Here is a 17,331-nt window from a genome sequence, read left to right as displayed (position 1 = left end):
CTTCATAACAATCTGGCCAGCGAACGCTGGCCAGAGGGGTCGGTAAACAGGGAGGATCAGAAGCGGTAGGCGGCGGTCAGGTGCAGCTGACGGGGCGTGCCCGGCATGATCTGGGCCGCGCTGGTGGCGCTGACGAAGTAGTCGTGATCGGTCAGGTTCTCCACGCTCAGCTGGGCTTCCCACTGGGGCCAGCGGTAGCCGGCACGGGCGTCGAAGCGGGCGTAACCGGGCAAGGTGGTGGTGTTGGCGTTGTCGGCGAAGCGATCCCCCACCGCCGTCACCCCGGTCTCGCCGAACCAGCCCTGCTTGCCGCTCTGGTAGCCGGCGAACAGCTGGCCGTTCTGGCGGGAGACGTTCATCGGCCGCTTGCCTTGCAGGTCCGCGTCTGCCTTGACCTGCTCGGCATCCTGGATGGCGACGCCGCCGCGCAGATAGATCTCGTCGGTCAGCTGGGCACGGGCGCTCAGCTCGATGCCGTCGGTGCGCTGCAGACCGGTGAGGATCACCCGGGTGGGATCCAGCGGATCCTTGCTGCGCTTGTTGTACATCTCCAGCCGGTAGAGGGAGAAGGTGGTGGCGAGGCGGCCGTTCAGCCAGTCGCTCTTCACGCCCCCTTCATAGAGCCGGGTGTGCTGGGGATCCAGGTTGTTGTTCTTGTCCCCCGGGGTGATGCCGATAAGCTCACCGCCCACCGGGGTGAAGGTCTTGCTGTAGGAGGTGTAGAAGGCATGCTCCTCGATGGGGTTCCACACCAGGCCCAGGCGCGGACTCAGGCTGGTGACCGAGAGGGTCTCTTCCTTGTCGAGGTCGTTGCGGCGGCTGGTGACGGTGAAGTCGTCGCGGCGCAGGCCTGCCAGCAGGTGCCAGTCGCCCAGGCTGAGCTGATCCTGCACATAGAGGCCGACACCGCGCACCCTGTGATGGGCGTCGCTGGAGAGTTTCATGGCGCCGTCGTAGGTGGGCAGGGAGCCCGGATCATAGAGGTTGCCTGCCGGGATCGGGTTGGCGTTCTGGTAGAGCTTGGGGGTGCGATCCTGCCAGCCCTGCTCCAGACCCACCAGCAGACGATGGGCGATGGGGCCGGTTTGCAGCTGGCCTTCCGCCTCGGTGTTGCTGGTGAGGCTGCTGGCCTTGAGATCCTGCTGCCAGCGGGCGCGGGTCACCTTGTCACCCTTGACGCTGGTGACATAGGTATTGTCGAACTGGCTGTCGAGGGTGGTGTAGCCGAGCTGCTGGCGCAGTTGCCACTGATCGTTGATGTCCCAGGTGAAGCGGGAGCGGGTGGACTGGGCCACATCGTCGATGAAGTCGCGGCGTGTGTCGCTGTAGACGCTCTCGATGGGGACATCCGCCGGGCGACCATCGACGCCGGGAATGCCGCGATCCGGGGTGCGATCGTGCTCGTTGCGCTCGTATTGCACCAGCCAGTTCAGGGTGTCGGTGATCTCCCAGTTGACGGAGGGGGCCAGCAGGGTGCGCTTGCTGGTCACGTCGTCGCGAAAGCTCTCCTTGTCCTCCTGGGCCAGGTTCAGGCGCACCTGTACCCGCTCTCCTGCCTCGCCGTTGAGATCGGCGGCGAAGCGTCGGCTGTCGAAGCTGCCGACCTGGGCGCTGACGCTGGAGGCCTGCCCCTTCTGGGGAACCTTGCTGACCCGGTTGACGATGCCGCCCGTGCTGCCACGGCCGTAGAGCACGGCGGCGGGGCCCTTGAGCACTTCGACCCGTTCGATGTTGCCAAGGTCGCGGGTGTATTGCATGTCGTCGCGCAGGCCGTCGAGGTAGAAGTCGTTGCTGGCGCTGAAACCGCGGATGGTGACGCCGTCAAAACGGGTGTCGCCGCTGGCGTTGACGCCAGGGATGCCGGTCAGGGCTTCACTCAGGGTGGGCTGGCCGAAGGCGGTCAGCTCGCTTGCCTTGACGGTCTCGATGCTCTGGGGCACCAGCTTGGCCGGGGTGGCGGTACGGGTCGCGGTGGCGACCTCTTCATGTTGGCTGCGTTTGCCGACCACGGTCAGGGTTTCGTCTTCGGCACGGGGGCTGGTGCAAACCGCCAGCAAGGCGACGCCCAGCAAGGCGCGCGGGGAGTTGGAATGGTTCATCTGGGTGTGACTCTTTGTCGACCAATCGGCCTGAACTTGTTGATTTAATTGTAATTATTGATTTCTCTCATCGCGAGAGGTTGCTAATGATATTGATTTTCATTTGCCTTGCAAGGAGAAGATGCAAGAAAAAGAGATCATTGGCGGCAGGCACTGAGGGGGCTGGAACCTCGGGGAAAAGGCCGGGGGAACCTTGGTTCGGTTCGGAGGGGACGCTACCATGGTGGCCTCGCGCCTTGGCGCACCATCCGGCACACACAGGGAGAGAAACATGGTCGAGATCATCAGGGCGGATCTGCACAACCCTCGCCACGGCGAGGCGCTGATCGCGATGCTGGACGAATACGCCAGGGACGAGATGGGGGGCGGCAGTGCACTGGCGGACGAGGTGAAGGCGAATCTGGCCGAAGCCCTGGCCGCGCGACCCGGTGCTCATGTGCTGCTGGCCTGGGTCGATGGGGAGCCCGCTGGCGTTGCCACCTGCTTCGAGGGTTTTTCGACCTTCGCCTGTCAGCCGCTGCTCAATATCCACGACGTGGCGGTGCACCCTACCCATCGCGGCCAGGGCATCGGCAAGCAGCTGTTGGCGGAGGCGGAGCGGCTCGCCCGGGAGCTCGGTTGCTGCAAGCTGACCCTGGAGGTGCTGGAGGGGAACAAGGTGGCCCAGGCTGCCTATCGCGCCAGCGGCTTTGCGGGTTATGAGCTGGATCCTGAGGTGGGCCGGGCCATGTTCTGGCAGAAGAAGCTGGGGTGAGAGGGTCGGCAAACATGATCTGCCGGGCTTGCCTCTGAGACTCCTGTCCCCTAGAGTGGCACCAGATTTTTCAATGTGTTGATGGAACCGGCCCGGCCGGGTGCGTGACATGACCCTTTATGCTTCGGATCAGCGAGTGACCCGAATGAACTCCGTACAGATGCGCACGATGAAGCATTGTCCGGAGCCGGTGGAGGCCCAGACCTCCCATCCATTCATCGTGCAGTGACGACCGGATCTCGCTACCTCGCGGGAGCCGTGACCTTGCCGCACGACTGAACCAAGGCCATAGACGTTGCCTCGTCTATGGCCTTTTTTGTTGCCTCGCAGCCAGGCTGCGGGTGCGAGACAGAGCAGAGGCCCGCCCGGGTCTCTGCTTTTTTTATGGTCTGTCATGACCGACGGTATGCTTGGCAAGGGCCGGGTCGTCGGCCAGAGAGGCTGACCATCTTCCAGAGGAAACAGTGCAATGTCACAAAATATCTATGACGAACCAGGGTTTTTTGAGGGCTATGCCCAACTGCCACGCTCCCTTCACGGGTTGGCGGGGGCGCCGGAGTGGCCGGCGCTGCACGCCATGCTGCCGGAGCTTGCCGGCAAGCGGGTGCTGGATCTGGGCTGCGGTTATGGCTGGTTCTGCCGGGCAGCCAGAGATCTCGGGGCTGCCGATGTGGTCGGTATCGATCTCTCCGCGAAGATGCTGGCCCGTGCCGCCGAGCTGACCCGGGATGAGGCCATCCGCTATCGGCAGGGAGATCTGGACGGTCTTGCGCTGTCCGATGAGCCTTTCGATCTCATCTACAGCTCCCTGGCGCTCCATTACCTGCCCGAGGTGGCGCCGCTGTTTGCGGAGATCCACCGTGCGCTGGTGGCTGGCGGCAGCCTGGTGTTCTCGGTGGAGCACCCCATCTTCACCTGCCCGCAGCCGCAGGGCTGGCTGGTGGATGCAGAGGGACGCCGCTCCTGGCCCGTCAACGGCTACCAGGCCGAGGGCAAGCGGGTCAGCAACTGGCTGGCGGAGGGGGTAGTCAAGTATCACCGCACCCTGGGCACCTACCTCAATGCCCTTGTCGCCGCCGGGTTTCAGATCCGCCGCGTGGAGGAGTGGGGGCCGACGGTGGCGCAGATTGCGGCCAACCCGGCCCTGGCGGAGGAGGCGGAGCGCCCCATGCTGTTGCTGGTGTCGGCGTACAAACCCCTGGCCTGACGCAATAAAAAACGGCGCGCAGAGTGCTCTGCGCGCCGTGTCGTCAGGTGGTTGCCGACTTAGAAGTCGTAGCGGGCCGCCAGCTGGAAGTCATCCTTGGTGTTGAGCTTGCCGCTGTCATGGCTGTCGAGGTTGTTGATGCGGTACTCGCCGATGACGCGCAGGTTCTTGTTGAACTTGTACTGGGCACCCAGGGTGTAGTAGTCGATGGAGTCGTAGTCAGACTTGCCAGCCTGCTCCACCTTCTGCTTGTTCCACAGGGCCATCAGGCCGAAGCCGCTCTCGAAGTTGTAACCCAGCGCCCCTTCCCAGCCGGTGTGATCCTTGCCAGTGGCCAGGAAGTCGCTGCCGTCGGCATAGCTCAGGGCGGCGTAGAGGGCCTTGTTGTCGTACTTGGCGGAGAGCAGCCACAGCTTGGCATCCTCTTCACCGCTCTTGTCGCGGATGCCCACGTTGTAGGCGGTCCCCAGGGAGAGGTTGAACGGGAAGGTGTAGGCCACGGCGGCACCGTAGGCGGCATCGCTGTCCTTGCTGGAGGTCTCTTCGGTGTCACCGCCATCGAACTTGTAGCTGGTATCGACCTGGAAACCGTTGAACAGGCCGGAGTACTTCAGCACGGAGCCGGCGCGGTTGGTGGCGAAGGTGTCGGTCTTGGCGCCCAGTGCCTCGTTGCCGTAACCATCTGAGAGAGAGACATCAGTCCAGTCCGCCAGGAAGCCAGGAGCCCCCTTCTGGCGACCGAAGGTGACGGTTCCCCAGTTGGCGCCGACACCGGCGAACGCCAGACGGGTACGCAGGTTGTCGGAGTTCTCGCTGACGGTCTTCTCGCTGTCGTTGATGTACATCTGCAGTTCGTACTGGGCCAGCGCCTTGAGACCCGGGTTGATCTCGCTCTCTACCTTGGCGCCCAGACGGACAAACTGGTTGGCCCCCTGTTTGTCGCTGTATTCGTTCTTGATGTCACCGTTGGCGTCCAGCTCTTTCTTCTCGCCGAAGAACTGGCCGGCGTAGATGCGGCCGTAGAGGTCGAGCAGGGTGCTCTCGTTTTTGTACACTTCGACGGCTTGAGCCTGGAAGGCGGCGGTAAGAGCCAATGCTACTACTGTCAGCTTTTTCATCATGATCCCTTGTGTTGCAAGCTTTTGTTTTAAAAGACGGGGCCATGCTAGAAGTGACAGATGACAGTCGGGTGACCGTGCAATGAACAAACCGTGTCGGTTCCATGTCAGCGGGATGAAAACCGGGATTTATGTGGCTGGTCGCCACTTTTACGCGCAAAGGTTTGCCCTTGTGGTAGAATGCCGCCCGTTTTCGAGCTCCTAAGGTTGGATATGCGATGAGACGTGAACTGGCAATCGAATTTTCCCGAGTGACGGAAGCGGCTGCACTGGCTGGCTACAAGTGGCTCGGACGTGGTGACAAGAATATCGCCGATGGCGCGGCCGTGGCGGCCATGCGTCACATCCTCAATCAGATCCAGATCGATGGCGAGATTGTGATCGGCGAAGGGGAGATCGACGAAGCCCCCATGCTCTACATCGGCGAGAAGGTGGGCACGGGTCAGGGCGACGCCGTGGACATCGCGGTCGACCCCATCGAAGGGACCCGCATGACCGCCATGGGTCAGGCCAATGCCCTGGCCGTGCTGGCGGTGGGCGACAAGGGATCCTTCCTCAAGGCCCCCGACATGTACATGGAAAAGCTGATCGTGGGCCCCAAGGCGAGAGGCGCCATCGATCTCGATCAGGCCCTGGAGCTGAACCTCAAGGCCGTGGCCAAGGCGCTCGGCAAGCCCCTCTCCCGTCTGACCGTCATCACCCTGGCCAAGCCGCGTCATGACAAGGCGATCAAGGAGATGCAGGGCCTGGGGGTGCGGGTGTTCGCCATTCCCGATGGTGACGTGGCCGCCTCCATCCTCACCTGTCTGCCGGACAGCGAAGTGGACATGCTCTACGGCATCGGTGGCGCACCGGAAGGGGTGATCTCGGCGGCGGTGATCCGCGCCCTGGACGGGGACATGCAGGCTCGCCTGATCCCCCGCCACCAGGTCAAGGGTGACAGCCCCGAGGTTCGCGCCCTGGGTGAACAGGAGATCGCGCGCTGCGAGGAGCTGGGCATCGACGTGAGCAAGGTGCTCAAGCTCGAAGATCTGGCCAAGAATGACAACGTCATCTTCTCGGCCACCGGCATCACCAAGGGTGATCTGCTGGAAGGGATCACCAGCGACGGCGTCATGGCGACCACCGAGACCCTGCTGATCCGTGGCAAATCGCGCACCATCCGTCGTATCAAGTCGATCCACTTCCTGGATCGCAAAGACAGCGTGGTACGCGACATCATCCTGTGATGTGCTGACTCCCGCAGCAAAAAGCCCGGCACTGCCGGGCTTTTTGCGCTCTGCAGGGCGCCAGGGTGCCCGGGCAGGGATAAGGCTTAGGAGAAACCGGACTCCTTGCTACACTGCGGTGCCCCACAGAGGAAAAATCACATGGAATGTCGTCAGGGATGCGGTGCCTGCTGCATCGCCCCCAGCATCAGCAGTGCCATTCCCGGCATGCCGGATGGCAAGCCCGCCGGTGTGCCCTGTGTGCAGCTCGATGCGCACCTGGGGTGCAAGATCTTCGGCCAGCCGGAGCGCCCGGCGGTGTGCGGCGGCTTTCGCCCCATGGCGGACGTGTGCGGCTCCCATCGCCAGGAGGCCATCTGGCTTATCGGCGAGCTGGAGCGGCTGACCGCCTGAACCCTTGACCCTCTCCCTCGGGGAAAGGGTGTCTGCTTGTCCTCCTCATCCCCGCCCCTTCTCCCGCAAGAGGAGAAGGGGGTGCCGCCATTCGGAGTCATGAAAAAGGCCCCCTCGCCTGGCGAGGGGGCCTTTTTTATCGTCGGCTCATGGTGAAGCCAGCTTATTCCTTGATGCGCTCGATGCGACCACCCAGGCCTTGCAGCTTGTGCTCGATGTCTTCGTAGCCACGGTCGATGTGATAGATGCGATCGACGATGGTGGCCCCTTCGGCCACGAAGCCGGCCAGCACCAGGCTGGCGGAGGCGCGCAGATCGGTCGCCATCACCTGGGCACCCTTGAGCTGATGGGTGTCGCGGCAGATGGCCACATTGCCCTGCAGTTCGATGTCGGCACCCATCCGTACCAGCTCGGGCACGTGCATGAAGCGGTTCTCGAAGATGGTCTCGGTGACCATGCCGGTGCCCTGGGCGACCGCGTTCAGCACGGTGAACTGGGCCTGCATGTCGGTCGGGAACGCCGGGTAGGGGGCGGTCTTGATGGTGACAGGTTTCAGGGTGCGACCTGTCATGTCGAGGGTTATCCAGTCGTCACCCTTTTCAATCAGGGCGCCAGCCTCTTCCAGTTTGACCAGTACGGCTTCCAGCAGGCTGGGGTCGGTGTTGCGGCAGGTGATCTTGCCACCGGTCACGGCGGCGCCTACCAGGAAGGTGCCGGTCTCGATGCGATCGGGCTGCACGCTGTAGCTGCCACCGTGCAGACGTTCTACGCCGTCGATGGTCAGGGTATCGGTGCCGGCGCCCTGAATGTTAGCTCCGAGCGCGTTGAGGAAGTTGGCCAGATCGACCACCTCCGGCTCACGGGCGGCGTTTTCGATCACGGTGCGGCCGTCAGCCAGGGTGGCGGCCATCATCAGGTTCTCGGTACCGGTCACGGAAACCATGTCCATCAGGATGTGGGCCCCTTTCAGGCGGCCGTCGACGCGGGCTTTGATGTAACCCTCTTCGATGACGATCTTCGCGCCCATCAGCTCCAGGCCGTGGACATGCAGGTTGACCGGGCGGGCACCGATGGCACAGCCGCCGGGCAGGGAGACGTCTGCTGCACCGAAGCGGGCTGCCAGCGGGCCCAGGGCCAGGATGGAGGCTCGCATGGTCTTCACCAGCTCGTAGGGGGCGACATGATTGTTTACCGCGCCGGTCAGCACGGTCACGTTGCCGTTGACCTTGGTGGTGGCGCCCAGCATCTCCAGCAGCTTGAGGGTGGTACCCACGTCTTTCAGGCGCGGTACGTTGGAGAGTTGAACCTCTTCGTCACACAGCAGGGTGGCAAACAGGATGGGCAGGGCGGCATTCTTGGCGCCGGAGATGGTCACTTCACCGGAGAGGGTGCAGGGGCCGGTGATCTTGAATTTGTCCATGGTTTACTTCTTTACCAAATCAGGAGGGCAGCTGGAATTTACGCTCGCGTTTCCACTCGGCGTCGGTATAGGCCTTGATGGAGAGAGCGTGGATCTCGTTGGTGGCGATCTTGTCCATCAGCGGGGCATAGATGGCCTGTTGTTTCTTGACCCGGCTCATGCCGTCAAACATGTCGCCGACGGCGATCACCTGGTAGTGACTGCCGTCCCCTTTGACATGGACTTCGGACAATGGCAAAGCCTCGAGGAGTATCGCTTCAATTTCAGAGACTTGCATTATGAGTCCTCAGTTGTGAGCGGGGTTGAATGAAAGAGGCTGGCCACCCCGTAAAGGTTGGCCAGCGTATGGAAATCGTTGGAGGCACCCACCAGTGTCGGAGTGGCACCCCGTGCCAGTGCCGCCTTGGCCCACTTGACCAGCAGGGCAAGGCCGGCGGAATCCAGGGTAGTCACGGCACCGAGTTCGAGCCGGTCGTCCTGCCACCAGTCGGCGCGGCGTTGCCACAGATCGTTGACCTGCGGGGCCTGCAAGTCACCGCTCAGGATCATGACTTGATCACCAGCGGCTTGGCGTTGTGTTCACGCAGCTGGGCGATCACCGCATCGATGCCGTTCTGGCGAATGAGGCCGCCCAGCTCGTTCTGCTTGGCGGAGAGCAGGCTGATCCCTTCGGCAACCATGTCGAAGGCTTTCCACTCGCCGGTCTTGTTGTTCTTGCGCAGCTTGAACTCGAGGAAGATGTCCGGCTTGCCGGCCTCTTTCACGCTGACGTTGACGGCGGTGATGTTGCTCTCGGCGGCTTTGCCGGGCTGGACCTTGACGGTCTGCTTGTCGAAGTGTGCCAGTGCGTCCGCGTAGGAGCTCACCATGTACTCGGTGAAGACGTCCACAAAAGCGTCACGCTGGGCAGGGGTCGTCTGTTTGATCTGGTTGCCGAGCACCTTGTAGGCGGCGAAGCGGTTGTCCACGTAGGGCAGCAGCTCCTCGCGGATGATGACGCGCAGGTGATCGGGGTTGCTCTTCACCTGGGCCTGATCGGCTTTCAGGCGGGCAAAGGTCTGCTGGGCGGCCTGATCCACGAGGGCATAGGGGTCCGAAGTATTGACATCCGCACGGGCGACGAGGGAGAACAGCATGCTGGTCATCAGACCCAGCATCAGGGCGATCTTCTTGAACATGGTTACTCCTTGGTTGCGGGTGTGTTGGCCGGAGAGGACTGGCTGTAGAGGAACTTGCCAATCAGATCTTCCAGCACGATGGCGGACTTGGTGTCTTCGATCATGTCGCCATCCTTGAGCATGCTGGTGCCCATCTCCTCATCGCTGAACCCCGGTGCCAGACCGATGTACTGCTCACCGAGCAGGCCAGAAGTCAGGATGGAGAGGGTGCTGGTCTCGGAGAACTCGCCGGCACTCTTCTGCATCTGCAGGGAAACGATGGGGACCTGGCTCTTGGGATCCAGGGTGATGTCGCTGACACGACCGACGACGACGCCGCCGACCTTGACCGGCGAGCGTACTTTCAGGCCGCCGATATTATCGAAATGGGCGCGCAGGGTATAGGTTTCTCCTTCCGGTTTGAAACTCAATCCCGCCACTTGCAGTGCCAATGCCAGAATGGCCGCGATGCCAGCCAGCATGAAGGCGCCAACCAGAAATTCTACTTTGCTGAACTTCATCTTTCCCTTATCCAAACATGACTGCGGTGAGTATAAAATCCAGACCGAGCACGGCCAGGGATGAGTGAACCACGGTACGGGTCGTCGCCTGACTGATCCCGGCCGAGGTCGGTTTGGCATCATAGCCGTTGAAGAGCGCTATCCAGGTCACCACCAGGGCGAAGATCAGGCTCTTGATGGCGCCCTGCATGATGTCGTCCTGCCAGTCGACGGAGGCCTGCATGGCGGACCAGAAACTGCCTTCGTCCACCCCCAGCCAGTCGACACCAACCAGCTTGCCGCCAAAGATGCCGATCAGGCTGAACATGAAGGCCAGCAGCGGCATGCTGATTACCCCGGCCCAGAAGCGGGGCGCCACGACCCGACGCAGCGGATCGACCGCCATCATCTCCAGGCTGGAGAGCTGCTCGGTGGCCTTCATCAGGCCGATCTCGGCGGTGAGGGCGGAGCCCGCACGACCGGCGAACAGCAGGGCTGTGACCACAGGGCCCAGCTCACGGAGCAGGGAGAGGGAAACCAGAGGCCCCAGGCTCTGCTCTGCGCCGAAATCCTTCAATACGTTGTAACCCTGCAGGGAGAGCACCATGCCGATGAAGAGGCCGGACACCAGTATGATGGCGACGGATTGCACTCCCACCACATACAGTTGCTGCACCAGCAGCGGGAAGTGCTTGCGTGGCTGGGGCCGTCCTGCCAGTGCATGAAACAGCATGATGGTTGCCCGGCCGACGGCGTTGATGAAACGCACACCGCTGCGGCCCAGCTTGCTTATCTGACTTGTCAACATCACAGATCCTGTAGCAGGTCACCTGCCGGAAAATGAAACGGAACAGGACCGTCGGGCAATCCCTTGAGGAACTGCTCGACTTCGGGATTGTGCTCCTCGCGCAGCTGCTCCGGTGTGCCGTGTGCCACTACCTTGCGGTTGGCGATGATGTAGGCGTAGTCGGCGATGCTCAGCACCTCTTTCACGTCGTGGGTGACGATGACGGAGGTGATGCCGAGGGCATCGTTGAGCTCCTTGATGAGCTTCACCAGCACCGCCATGGTGATGGGGTCCTGCCCCACGAAGGGCTCGTCATACATGATGAGATCCGGATCCAGCGCGATGGATCTCGCCAGGGCCGCGCGACGCGCCATGCCACCGGAGAGCTCGGACGGCATCAGCTTGGCCGCCCCGCGCAGACCGACAGCCTGCAGTTTCATCATGACGATGGTGCGGATCAGCTCTTCCGGCAGGCCGGAGTGCTCCCGCAGCGGGAAGGCCACGTTGTCGAAGACGGTCATGCCGGTGAACAATGCGCCACTCTGGAACAGCATGCTCATCCGTTTCCGCACTTCATACAGGCGTGAACGGGAGAGCGTGGGAACGTCTTCCCCGTCAAACAGAATGTGACCGGACTCAGGCTTGAGCTGGCCCCCGATCAGGCGCAGCAAGGTGGTCTTGCCGATCCCGCTCGGACCCATGACGGCGGTGACCTTGCCACGGGGAATGGTCAGGTTGATCCTGTCGTACAGCAGCCGATCCCCGTGACTGAAGGTCAGGTCGGAGATGGTGATCAGGTCATCGTTCAAACAATTGTCCATCCGGTATAAATGAAGAGCGAATTTTATGGGCTAGTCTAGGTCTAAGCAACAGCGAGGAACAACTATTGAGCGGGTTTCCCCCCCAAGTACGCGACAGTTTTATGTAACAACCTGCGTCAATGACCGCCCATTCCGCATCCGATTCGCTTATCTCGGCAGACTTTTTTATAATCCCGCAGCAAATTTCGGCCCGGAGCTGTGCCTTTATGTCTGTAAAGCCTGAAAAAGTGTCTGAATTGTTCGATTTCCGTCGCAGCGCCCGAGCGGTGCTGGACATAGAAAAACAAGCCATTGATGGACTCTACCAGTACCTTGACGAGGCGTTCGAGCGCGCCTGCGAGATGGTGCTGCGCTGTGGCGGCAAGATAGTGGTGACCGGCATGGGCAAGTCGGGTCATATCGGCAACAAGATTGCCGCGACCCTGGCCAGCACGGGAACGCCCGCCTTCTTCCTGCACCCGGGCGAGGCCAGCCACGGGGATCTCGGCATGATCTCAGCCGGGGATCTCATCATCGCCATTTCCAACTCCGGCGAGAGCGACGAGATCCTGGCCCTGCTGCCGGTGCTCAAGCGCCGCGGCATTCCACTCATCTGCATGACAGGCAATCCTGCTTCCACCATGGCGAAAGAGGCCAACGTGCACCTGTGCATCAAGGTGGAGAAAGAGGCCTGCCCCCTCGGTCTGGCCCCGACATCCAGCACTACCGCCACCCTGGTGATGGGGGACGCGCTGGCCGTGGCCCTGCTGGAGGCCCGTGGCTTCACCGCCGATGACTTTGCTCTGTCGCATCCGGGCGGGTCCCTCGGCAAGCGGTTGCTGTTGCGAGTGGGCGATCTGATGCACGGCGGCGAGCTGTTGCCCAAGGTGGGGATAGATGCCACCATCAGCCAGGCGTTGCTGGAAGTGAGCCGCAAGGGGCTCGGCATGACGGCGGTGGTGGACGATCAAGGGCTGCTTGCCGGTCTGTTCACCGATGGTGACCTGCGCCGCATTCTGGACCTGCAGGTGGATATTCATCACACCCCCATCAGCCGCGTCATGACGGTGAACTGTGTTACCGTAGGGCCTGAGATGATGGCTGCCGAGGCCGTCAAGCTGATGGAAACCAGGAAAATCAACGGGTTGTTGGTCGTGGATGGGGAGAGACACCCGCTGGGTGCCTTCAACATGCATGACCTGCTGAAAGCCGGAGTAATTTGATGCAAGACGTACCGACCCTCTATGGTCCGGTGACGCGCAGCCAGTACGAGAAGGCGGCGCAGATCCGCCTGCTGGTGTGCGATGTGGATGGGGTGCTCTCCAACGGCTTCATCTATATGGGCAATAACGGCGAAGAGCTGAAGACTTTCTGCACCCGTGACGGTGCCGGCATGCGTGCCCTGCTCAATGCGGGCATTGAGATTGCCATCATCACGGGGCGAAACTCCCGCATCGTCAGCGATCGCATGAAGAGTCTGGGAGTCCAGCACCTGGTGCAGGGTGCAGACAAAAAGCTGCCCCACTTCGAGGCCTTGCTGACCAAGCTCGGGCTGGATGCATCGCAAGCCGCCTATATGGGAGATGACACCATCGATCTGCCGGTGATGCAGGCTTGCGGCCTGGGTATCGCCGTTGCCGATGCCCATCCGCTTGTGCTGGCGAAGGCGGATCTGGTGACGCGGCTTGGCGGTGGCGTCGGGGCCGTGCGCGAGGTGTGCGACCTGATCTTGCAGGCCCAGGGATTGGCTGACTATCAACCCGAGGCGTCGCGATGAACAAACAGACTGTGCTGTTCGGCCTGCTGTTTCTGGCTGCGCTGGCGGCCTGGCAGCTGGGGGAGATCGAGCTGGTCCCCGAGCCGACCACCAAGACGGAAAATTTTCAACCGGACTTCACCGCCAGAGAGTTGGTGACGACCCGCTTCAACGAGCAGGGCAAGCGCACCGAGCGGCTGGAATCCGAATATGCGGAGTACTACCAGGTGCTCGAGCAGGCCACTTTCACCAAGCCGGTGGTCTACATGTTCGATGACAAGGGCGCGGCCGAATGGAAGCTGACGGCCGAAACCGGGGTGCTCAACACCGATGACAATGTGATCCTCCGTGACAAGGTGCATCTGGACGGTCTGCTGCCCGCTTCCTTCATCTCCACGCTGGATACCTCCTATCTGGAGCTGGATCTGGTGACGCAGGGGATGAGAAGCAACCAGCACATCAGCATTGTGGGCCAGGAGTTCCAGACCGAGGGCGTTGGCCTCAAGGGCCACCTGGAACGTAAATATTTCGAGTTACTGGATAAAGGCCATGCCACTTATTTCAATGAAAAACGTTAATCTGGCCCTCACGGCCCTGTTGCTGTGCGGTTCCCTGAATGCCAAAGAGTCCGACTTTGCCGAGAAGGTCTATGTGGATGCGGTCAAGCAGGTGGCCGAGATGCAGGACAACCGCATCACCTTCAGCGAGGATGTCATCATCACCCAGGGCACCATCAAGATTAAGGCCGACAAGGTGGTGGTGATCCGCTCCGGCGACAAGGGCGCCGAGGTGATGACCGCGTATGGCAACCCAGCCACCTTCTTCCAGGTGCTGGACAACGGCAAACCGGTCAATGCCCATGGCAACAGCATCCGCTACGAGCTTAAGAACCGGCTGGTGACCATCACCGGCAATGGCCAGCTCAAGCAGGAAGACAGCCAGGTGACCGGCGATCTCATTCGCTACGACATCGTCAAGCAGAAGATGATTGCCGAGAGCAAGGGGCCCACCCAGCGCGTCAAGACGGTGTTCCTGCCGGATCAGGTGGAGAACTTCGACAAACCCGCCGATCAGAAGAAGTAGGAAACAACAGCCATGGCAGTGTTAAAAGCAACGGGTCTGCAAAAGAGCTACAAGCGCCGCATGGTGGTCAGCGATGTGAGCCTGGAGGTGGGAACGGGCCAGATCGTGGGCCTGCTCGGCCCGAACGGCGCGGGCAAGACGACCTCCTTCTACATGATCGTGGGCCTGGTGCAGCGAGATGCCGGCCTCATCACCATCGACGAGCAGGACATCAGCCTGCAGCCCATGCATATCCGTGCCCGCAATGGCATCGGCTATCTGCCCCAGGAGGCCTCCATCTTCCGGCGCCTGTCGGTGTTCGACAACTTGATGGGGGTCATGCAGACCCGCAAGGGGTTGAGCCGCGAAGAGCGGGAGGATAAGGTCGAACAGTTGCTGGAAGAGTTCAATATCACCCATATCCGCGACAGCCTGGGTCAGAGCCTCTCGGGTGGGGAGCGGCGCCGGGTGGAAATCGCCCGGGCGCTGGCGGCAGAGCCGAGATTCATTCTGCTCGATGAGCCTTTCGCAGGTGTTGATCCTATTTCAGTCATCGATATCAAAAAGATCATCCAGCATCTGAAAGAACGCGGGTTGGGTGTGCTGATAACGGACCACAACGTCAGAGAGACGCTGGATGTGTGCGAGAAGGCCTACATCGTCAGCCACGGCAAGATGATTGCCGAGGGCGCGCCGGCCGATATCCTCGCCGATGAGCAGGTCAAGCGCGTCTATTTGGGCGATCAATTCAGTCTATAGTAAGGGGGCACCCCTCATTTTTGTTAGGTGACTGCCTCGCTGAACATAAGGATATCCCGACGTAGATGAAGCCGACATTACAGTTGCGTCTCGGTCAGTCCCTGACCATGACGCCACAATTACAACAAGCGATTCGTCTGCTCCAGCTCTCCACCCTGGAACTCCAGCAGGAAATTCAGCAAGCGCTCGACAACAACCCCTTGCTGGAGCAAGAGGAGAACGAGGCGCAGGAAACCAGTCAGGCAGAGACACAGGACGCCAGTCAACTCGACTCCAGCGATGCCATGGCCCAGGAGAGCATGCCGGATGAACTGCCGGTGGACACCACCTGGGACGAGGTCTACTCGGCCGGTACGGCCCAGAGCGCAGGCCCCATCCATGACGGGGAAGACAGCGTCTATCAGGGGGAGACCACCGAGAACCTGCAAGACTACCTGCTGTGGCAGATGCGGCTCACCCCGTTCAGTGATGTGGATGCGGCCATCGCCCTTGCCATCATCGATGCCATCGACGAATCCGGGTATCTGACTGCCACCCTCGAGGATATTCAGGCTGCAGTCAGCAGCGAGGAGGTAGAAGTCGAACTGGATGAGATCGAAGCCGTGCTCAAGCGGGTGCAGCATTTCGATCCGGTCGGCATCGCCGCCCGTTCGGTGCAAGAGTGTCTGCTGATCCAGCTCGGCCAGTATTCGCCGGACCTGCCCTGGCTCGACGAAGCCAGAGAGGTGATCCGCGAACACATGGACCTGCTCGGCAATCGCGACTACCGCACCCTGGCTCGCAAGACCCGCCTCAAGGAGAGCGATCTCAAGGAGGTGCTGGATCTCATCCAGCAACTGGAGCCCAGACCCGGCAACGGCATCATCCAGAGTGAATCCCAGTACGTGATCCCGGATGTGTCCGTGGTCAAGAAGGGCAGCAAGTGGGTGGTTGAACTCAATCCGGATTCTGCTCCGCGCATCCGTGTCAACGAGGCCTATGCGGCCATGGCGCGCAATGCCCGCAGCAGCACGGATACCCAGTTCATCCGTTCTCATTTGCAGGAGGCCAAGTGGTTCATCAAGAGCCTGGAGAGTCGTAACGACACCCTGCTCAAGGTGGCCAGCTGCATCGTCGAGCAGCAGCAGGGCTTTTTCGAGTACGGCGAAGAGGCCATGAAACCCATGGTACTCAACGACATCGCGGAAGCGGTGGAGATGCATGAGTCGACCATTTCACGGGTCACGACCCAGAAGTACATGCATACGCCCCGCGGCATTTTTGAACTGAAGTTTTTTTTCTCCAGTCACGTCAATACGGAGGGAGGAGGAGAGTGCTCATCGACCGCTATTCGCGCCCTGATCAAGAAGCTGGTGACGGCGGAAAACCCCGCCAAGCCGCTTAGTGATAGCAAGATCGCGGATTTGCTGGCCGAACAGGGTATTATGGTGGCGAGACGCACGATCGCAAAGTACCGTGAATCCTTGTTGATCCCGCCATCCAATCAGCGCAAACGCCTGGTTTAGGCAAACAAAAGGAAGACGTTATGCAAATTAACCTGACCGGACACCATGTCGAGATTACCGAAGCTCTGCGTGATTATGTGAACAACAAATTTGCCAAACTCGAGCGTCACTTTGACCATATCAACAACGTACACGTGGTGTTGAGCGTCGAAAAACTGAACCAGATCGCCGAAGCCAAGCTGCATGTCAGCGGGGGAGAGGTGTTCGCCAATTCGCAGCATGCCGACATGTATGCGGCGATTGATACCCTGCTGGATAAACTGGATCGGCAGATCATCAAGCACAAAGATAAGTTAAATCAAAAATAACTATGCAACTTGAACACATACTGAGTCGGGACTGCACCAAGAGTGCGGTCCCTTGTACCAGCAAGAAACGCGCGCTCGAGATCATCAGTGAACTGGCCGCAGAGCGCCTCGGCGCTTCCCGCCAGGTCCTGTTTGAAAGCCTGCTGGCGCGAGAAAAGATGGGCAGTACCGGGATCGGAGCCGGTATCGCCATCCCCCACGGCCGGATTGACGACGCCTTCGCGCCGACCGCCGTGTTGATGACCTTCTCCGAGCCCATCCCTTTCGATTCTATCGACAATCAACCGGTTGACCTGCTCTTTGCATTGCTGGTGCCGGAAAGCGAGTGCAAGCAGCACCTCAAGACTCTTTCCCTGATGGCATCCAAACTGGGTGACAAGGCCGTCTGCCGCCAGTTGCGCCAGGCGACCAGCGACGAAGAACTCTATCAGATCATGACGTCGGCCTGAGGCCGGGTCTGACACAGCCACGTTGGCG

At 61.0% G+C, this 17,331-nt stretch carries 21 protein-coding genes; 12 read left to right on the top strand and 9 right to left on the bottom strand.

Going from position 1 to position 17,331, the window contains the following annotated elements; all coding sequences use genetic code 11:
- Positions 1-56 precede the first annotated feature (56 nt).
- Complete coding sequence (locus tag AB5Y70_RS19780) at positions 57-2,099, bottom strand: TonB-dependent siderophore receptor (RefSeq protein WP_113978261.1); 2,043 nt, start codon at positions 2,097-2,099, stop codon at positions 57-59.
- Between the two features lie 271 nt (positions 2,100-2,370).
- On the opposite strand from AB5Y70_RS19780, the gene AB5Y70_RS19775 reads away from it, so the two are divergent.
- Positions 2,371-2,853, top strand: coding sequence for an N-acetyltransferase family protein (locus AB5Y70_RS19775; RefSeq protein ID WP_368176113.1), 483 nt, complete (start codon positions 2,371-2,373; stop codon positions 2,851-2,853).
- A gap of 469 nt (positions 2,854-3,322) precedes the next feature.
- Positions 3,323-4,060 carry a class I SAM-dependent methyltransferase gene (locus AB5Y70_RS19770; RefSeq protein ID WP_279961674.1) on the top strand — a complete coding sequence of 246 codons (738 nt, stop codon included), beginning with the start codon at positions 3,323-3,325 and terminating at the stop codon, positions 4,058-4,060.
- Between the two features lie 59 nt (positions 4,061-4,119).
- Here the strand turns inward: AB5Y70_RS19770 and AB5Y70_RS19765 are convergent, their stop codons facing one another.
- Entirely contained in the window at positions 4,120-5,178 is a 1,059-nt protein-coding gene (locus AB5Y70_RS19765) for a porin (RefSeq protein ID WP_029313567.1), read from the bottom strand.
- 218 nt (positions 5,179-5,396) lie between these two features.
- Between AB5Y70_RS19765 and glpX the strand changes: the two genes are divergently transcribed.
- Both glpX and AB5Y70_RS19755 read left to right on the top strand, forming a co-directional pair.
- Entirely contained in the window at positions 5,397-6,407 is a 1,011-nt protein-coding gene (gene glpX, locus AB5Y70_RS19760; protein ID WP_039040467.1) for a class II fructose-bisphosphatase, read from the top strand.
- 141 nt (positions 6,408-6,548) lie between these two features.
- Positions 6,549-6,800, top strand: a complete 252-nt coding sequence (locus tag AB5Y70_RS19755; protein ID WP_010675884.1) for a YkgJ family cysteine cluster protein — start codon at positions 6,549-6,551, stop codon at positions 6,798-6,800.
- Between the two features lie 163 nt (positions 6,801-6,963).
- On the opposite strand, the gene murA is transcribed toward AB5Y70_RS19755, so the two are convergent.
- From murA to mlaF, 7 genes are read right to left on the bottom strand one after another with little or no spacing between them, the layout of a single operon-like run.
- Entirely contained in the window at positions 6,964-8,220 is a 1,257-nt protein-coding gene (gene murA, locus AB5Y70_RS19750; protein ID WP_201957396.1) for a UDP-N-acetylglucosamine 1-carboxyvinyltransferase, read from the bottom strand.
- Between the two features lie 19 nt (positions 8,221-8,239).
- On the bottom strand, positions 8,240-8,497 hold the full coding sequence (gene ibaG / locus AB5Y70_RS19745) for a BolA family iron metabolism protein IbaG (RefSeq protein WP_010675882.1): 258 nt from the start codon (positions 8,495-8,497) through the stop codon (positions 8,240-8,242).
- Positions 8,497-8,769: a lipid asymmetry maintenance protein MlaB gene (locus AB5Y70_RS19740; protein ID WP_010675881.1), complete on the bottom strand. Its 273-nt coding sequence runs from the start codon at positions 8,767-8,769 to the stop codon at positions 8,497-8,499. Before AB5Y70_RS19740 ends, ibaG begins: the two co-directional genes overlap by 1 nt.
- Positions 8,766-9,398: a phospholipid-binding protein MlaC gene (mlaC, locus tag AB5Y70_RS19735; protein ID WP_039040470.1), complete on the bottom strand. Its 633-nt coding sequence runs from the start codon at positions 9,396-9,398 to the stop codon at positions 8,766-8,768. Before mlaC ends, AB5Y70_RS19740 begins: the two co-directional genes overlap by 4 nt.
- Before the next feature lie 2 nt (positions 9,399-9,400).
- On the bottom strand, positions 9,401-9,898 hold the full coding sequence (gene mlaD, locus AB5Y70_RS19730; protein ID WP_010675879.1) for an outer membrane lipid asymmetry maintenance protein MlaD: 498 nt from the start codon (positions 9,896-9,898) through the stop codon (positions 9,401-9,403).
- 7 nt (positions 9,899-9,905) lie between these two features.
- Positions 9,906-10,685 (bottom strand): lipid asymmetry maintenance ABC transporter permease subunit MlaE, encoded by a 780-nt coding sequence (gene mlaE, locus AB5Y70_RS19725; protein WP_010675878.1) that lies wholly within the window; start codon positions 10,683-10,685, stop codon positions 9,906-9,908.
- Entirely contained in the window at positions 10,685-11,485 is an 801-nt protein-coding gene (gene mlaF, locus AB5Y70_RS19720; protein WP_029314846.1) for a phospholipid ABC transporter ATP-binding protein MlaF, read from the bottom strand. The genes mlaE and mlaF overlap by 1 nt, the downstream gene beginning before the upstream one ends.
- 206 nt (positions 11,486-11,691) lie before the next feature.
- On the opposite strand from mlaF, the gene AB5Y70_RS19715 reads away from it, so the two are divergent.
- The 8 genes from AB5Y70_RS19715 to ptsN all read left to right on the top strand — a co-directional run bounded on the left by AB5Y70_RS19715 (position 11,692) and on the right by ptsN (position 17,303).
- Positions 11,692-12,687, top strand: a complete 996-nt coding sequence (locus tag AB5Y70_RS19715; RefSeq protein WP_042880205.1) for a KpsF/GutQ family sugar-phosphate isomerase — start codon at positions 11,692-11,694, stop codon at positions 12,685-12,687.
- On the top strand, positions 12,687-13,241 hold the full coding sequence (gene kdsC / locus AB5Y70_RS19710) for a 3-deoxy-manno-octulosonate-8-phosphatase KdsC (protein ID WP_042864828.1): 555 nt from the start codon (positions 12,687-12,689) through the stop codon (positions 13,239-13,241). The genes AB5Y70_RS19715 and kdsC overlap by 1 nt, the downstream gene beginning before the upstream one ends.
- Positions 13,238-13,798: an LPS export ABC transporter periplasmic protein LptC gene (gene lptC / locus AB5Y70_RS19705; protein ID WP_039040473.1), complete on the top strand. Its 561-nt coding sequence runs from the start codon at positions 13,238-13,240 to the stop codon at positions 13,796-13,798. Before kdsC ends, lptC begins: the two co-directional genes overlap by 4 nt.
- Complete coding sequence (gene lptA / locus AB5Y70_RS19700; RefSeq protein ID WP_010675873.1) at positions 13,785-14,303, top strand: lipopolysaccharide transport periplasmic protein LptA; 519 nt, start codon at positions 13,785-13,787, stop codon at positions 14,301-14,303. Before lptC ends, lptA begins: the two co-directional genes overlap by 14 nt.
- Before the next feature lie 12 nt (positions 14,304-14,315).
- A complete protein-coding gene (gene lptB, locus AB5Y70_RS19695) occupies positions 14,316-15,041 on the top strand; it encodes an LPS export ABC transporter ATP-binding protein (protein WP_010675872.1) in 726 nt (241 codons plus the stop codon).
- 65 nt (positions 15,042-15,106) lie between these two features.
- The gene (locus AB5Y70_RS19690) at positions 15,107-16,546 is read left to right on the top strand and encodes an RNA polymerase factor sigma-54 (protein ID WP_041211850.1); all 1,440 of its coding nucleotides are present in this window, start codon (positions 15,107-15,109) and stop codon (positions 16,544-16,546) included.
- A 20-nt stretch (positions 16,547-16,566) separates the two neighbouring features.
- The gene (gene hpf / locus AB5Y70_RS19685) at positions 16,567-16,854 is read left to right on the top strand and encodes a ribosome hibernation promoting factor (protein ID WP_005305957.1); all 288 of its coding nucleotides are present in this window, start codon (positions 16,567-16,569) and stop codon (positions 16,852-16,854) included.
- Positions 16,855-16,856: 2 nt separating this feature from the next.
- Positions 16,857-17,303, top strand: a complete 447-nt coding sequence (gene ptsN / locus AB5Y70_RS19680) for a PTS IIA-like nitrogen regulatory protein PtsN (RefSeq protein WP_010675870.1) — start codon at positions 16,857-16,859, stop codon at positions 17,301-17,303.
- The last annotated feature ends 28 nt before the right edge of the window (positions 17,304-17,331 follow it).

Source organism: Aeromonas sp. s1(2024), from assembly GCF_040908005.1.
Lineage (GTDB): Bacteria > Pseudomonadota > Gammaproteobacteria > Enterobacterales > Aeromonadaceae > Aeromonas > Aeromonas caviae.
The sequence above is the reverse complement of the archived record's forward strand: the minus strand, read 5'-3'. Positions and strand labels throughout refer to the sequence as shown.

Excerpts from the sequence above, each read along its gene's own strand:
- AB5Y70_RS19690 (WP_041211850.1), top strand. The coding sequence starts at position 15,107 with ATGAAGCCGACATTACAGTTGCGTCTCGGTCAGTCCCTGACCATGACG.
- hpf (WP_005305957.1), top strand. The coding sequence starts at position 16,567 with ATGCAAATTAACCTGACCGGACACCATGTCGAGATTACCGAAGCTCTG.
- AB5Y70_RS19740 (WP_010675881.1), bottom strand. The coding sequence starts at position 8,769 with ATGATCCTGAGCGGTGACTTGCAGGCCCCGCAGGTCAACGATCTGTGG.
- glpX (WP_039040467.1), top strand. The coding sequence starts at position 5,397 with ATGAGACGTGAACTGGCAATCGAATTTTCCCGAGTGACGGAAGCGGCT.
- mlaD (WP_010675879.1), bottom strand. The coding sequence starts at position 9,898 with ATGAAGTTCAGCAAAGTAGAATTTCTGGTTGGCGCCTTCATGCTGGCT.
- AB5Y70_RS19765 (WP_029313567.1), bottom strand. The coding sequence starts at position 5,178 with ATGAAAAAGCTGACAGTAGTAGCATTGGCTCTTACCGCCGCCTTCCAG.
- lptA (WP_010675873.1), top strand. The coding sequence starts at position 13,785 with ATGAAAAACGTTAATCTGGCCCTCACGGCCCTGTTGCTGTGCGGTTCC.
- mlaC (WP_039040470.1), bottom strand. The coding sequence starts at position 9,398 with ATGTTCAAGAAGATCGCCCTGATGCTGGGTCTGATGACCAGCATGCTG.
- lptC (WP_039040473.1), top strand. The coding sequence starts at position 13,238 with ATGAACAAACAGACTGTGCTGTTCGGCCTGCTGTTTCTGGCTGCGCTG.
- kdsC (WP_042864828.1), top strand. The coding sequence starts at position 12,687 with ATGCAAGACGTACCGACCCTCTATGGTCCGGTGACGCGCAGCCAGTAC.
- murA (WP_201957396.1), bottom strand. The coding sequence starts at position 8,220 with ATGGACAAATTCAAGATCACCGGCCCCTGCACCCTCTCCGGTGAAGTG.
- ptsN (WP_010675870.1), top strand. The coding sequence starts at position 16,857 with ATGCAACTTGAACACATACTGAGTCGGGACTGCACCAAGAGTGCGGTC.
- AB5Y70_RS19715 (WP_042880205.1), top strand. The coding sequence starts at position 11,692 with ATGTCTGTAAAGCCTGAAAAAGTGTCTGAATTGTTCGATTTCCGTCGC.
- ibaG (WP_010675882.1), bottom strand. The coding sequence starts at position 8,497 with ATGCAAGTCTCTGAAATTGAAGCGATACTCCTCGAGGCTTTGCCATTG.
- AB5Y70_RS19780 (WP_113978261.1), bottom strand. The coding sequence starts at position 2,099 with ATGAACCATTCCAACTCCCCGCGCGCCTTGCTGGGCGTCGCCTTGCTG.
- lptB (WP_010675872.1), top strand. The coding sequence starts at position 14,316 with ATGGCAGTGTTAAAAGCAACGGGTCTGCAAAAGAGCTACAAGCGCCGC.
- AB5Y70_RS19755 (WP_010675884.1), top strand. The coding sequence starts at position 6,549 with ATGGAATGTCGTCAGGGATGCGGTGCCTGCTGCATCGCCCCCAGCATC.
- mlaE (WP_010675878.1), bottom strand. The coding sequence starts at position 10,685 with ATGTTGACAAGTCAGATAAGCAAGCTGGGCCGCAGCGGTGTGCGTTTC.
- AB5Y70_RS19770 (WP_279961674.1), top strand. The coding sequence starts at position 3,323 with ATGTCACAAAATATCTATGACGAACCAGGGTTTTTTGAGGGCTATGCC.
- AB5Y70_RS19775 (WP_368176113.1), top strand. The coding sequence starts at position 2,371 with ATGGTCGAGATCATCAGGGCGGATCTGCACAACCCTCGCCACGGCGAG.
- mlaF (WP_029314846.1), bottom strand. The coding sequence starts at position 11,485 with ATGGACAATTGTTTGAACGATGACCTGATCACCATCTCCGACCTGACC.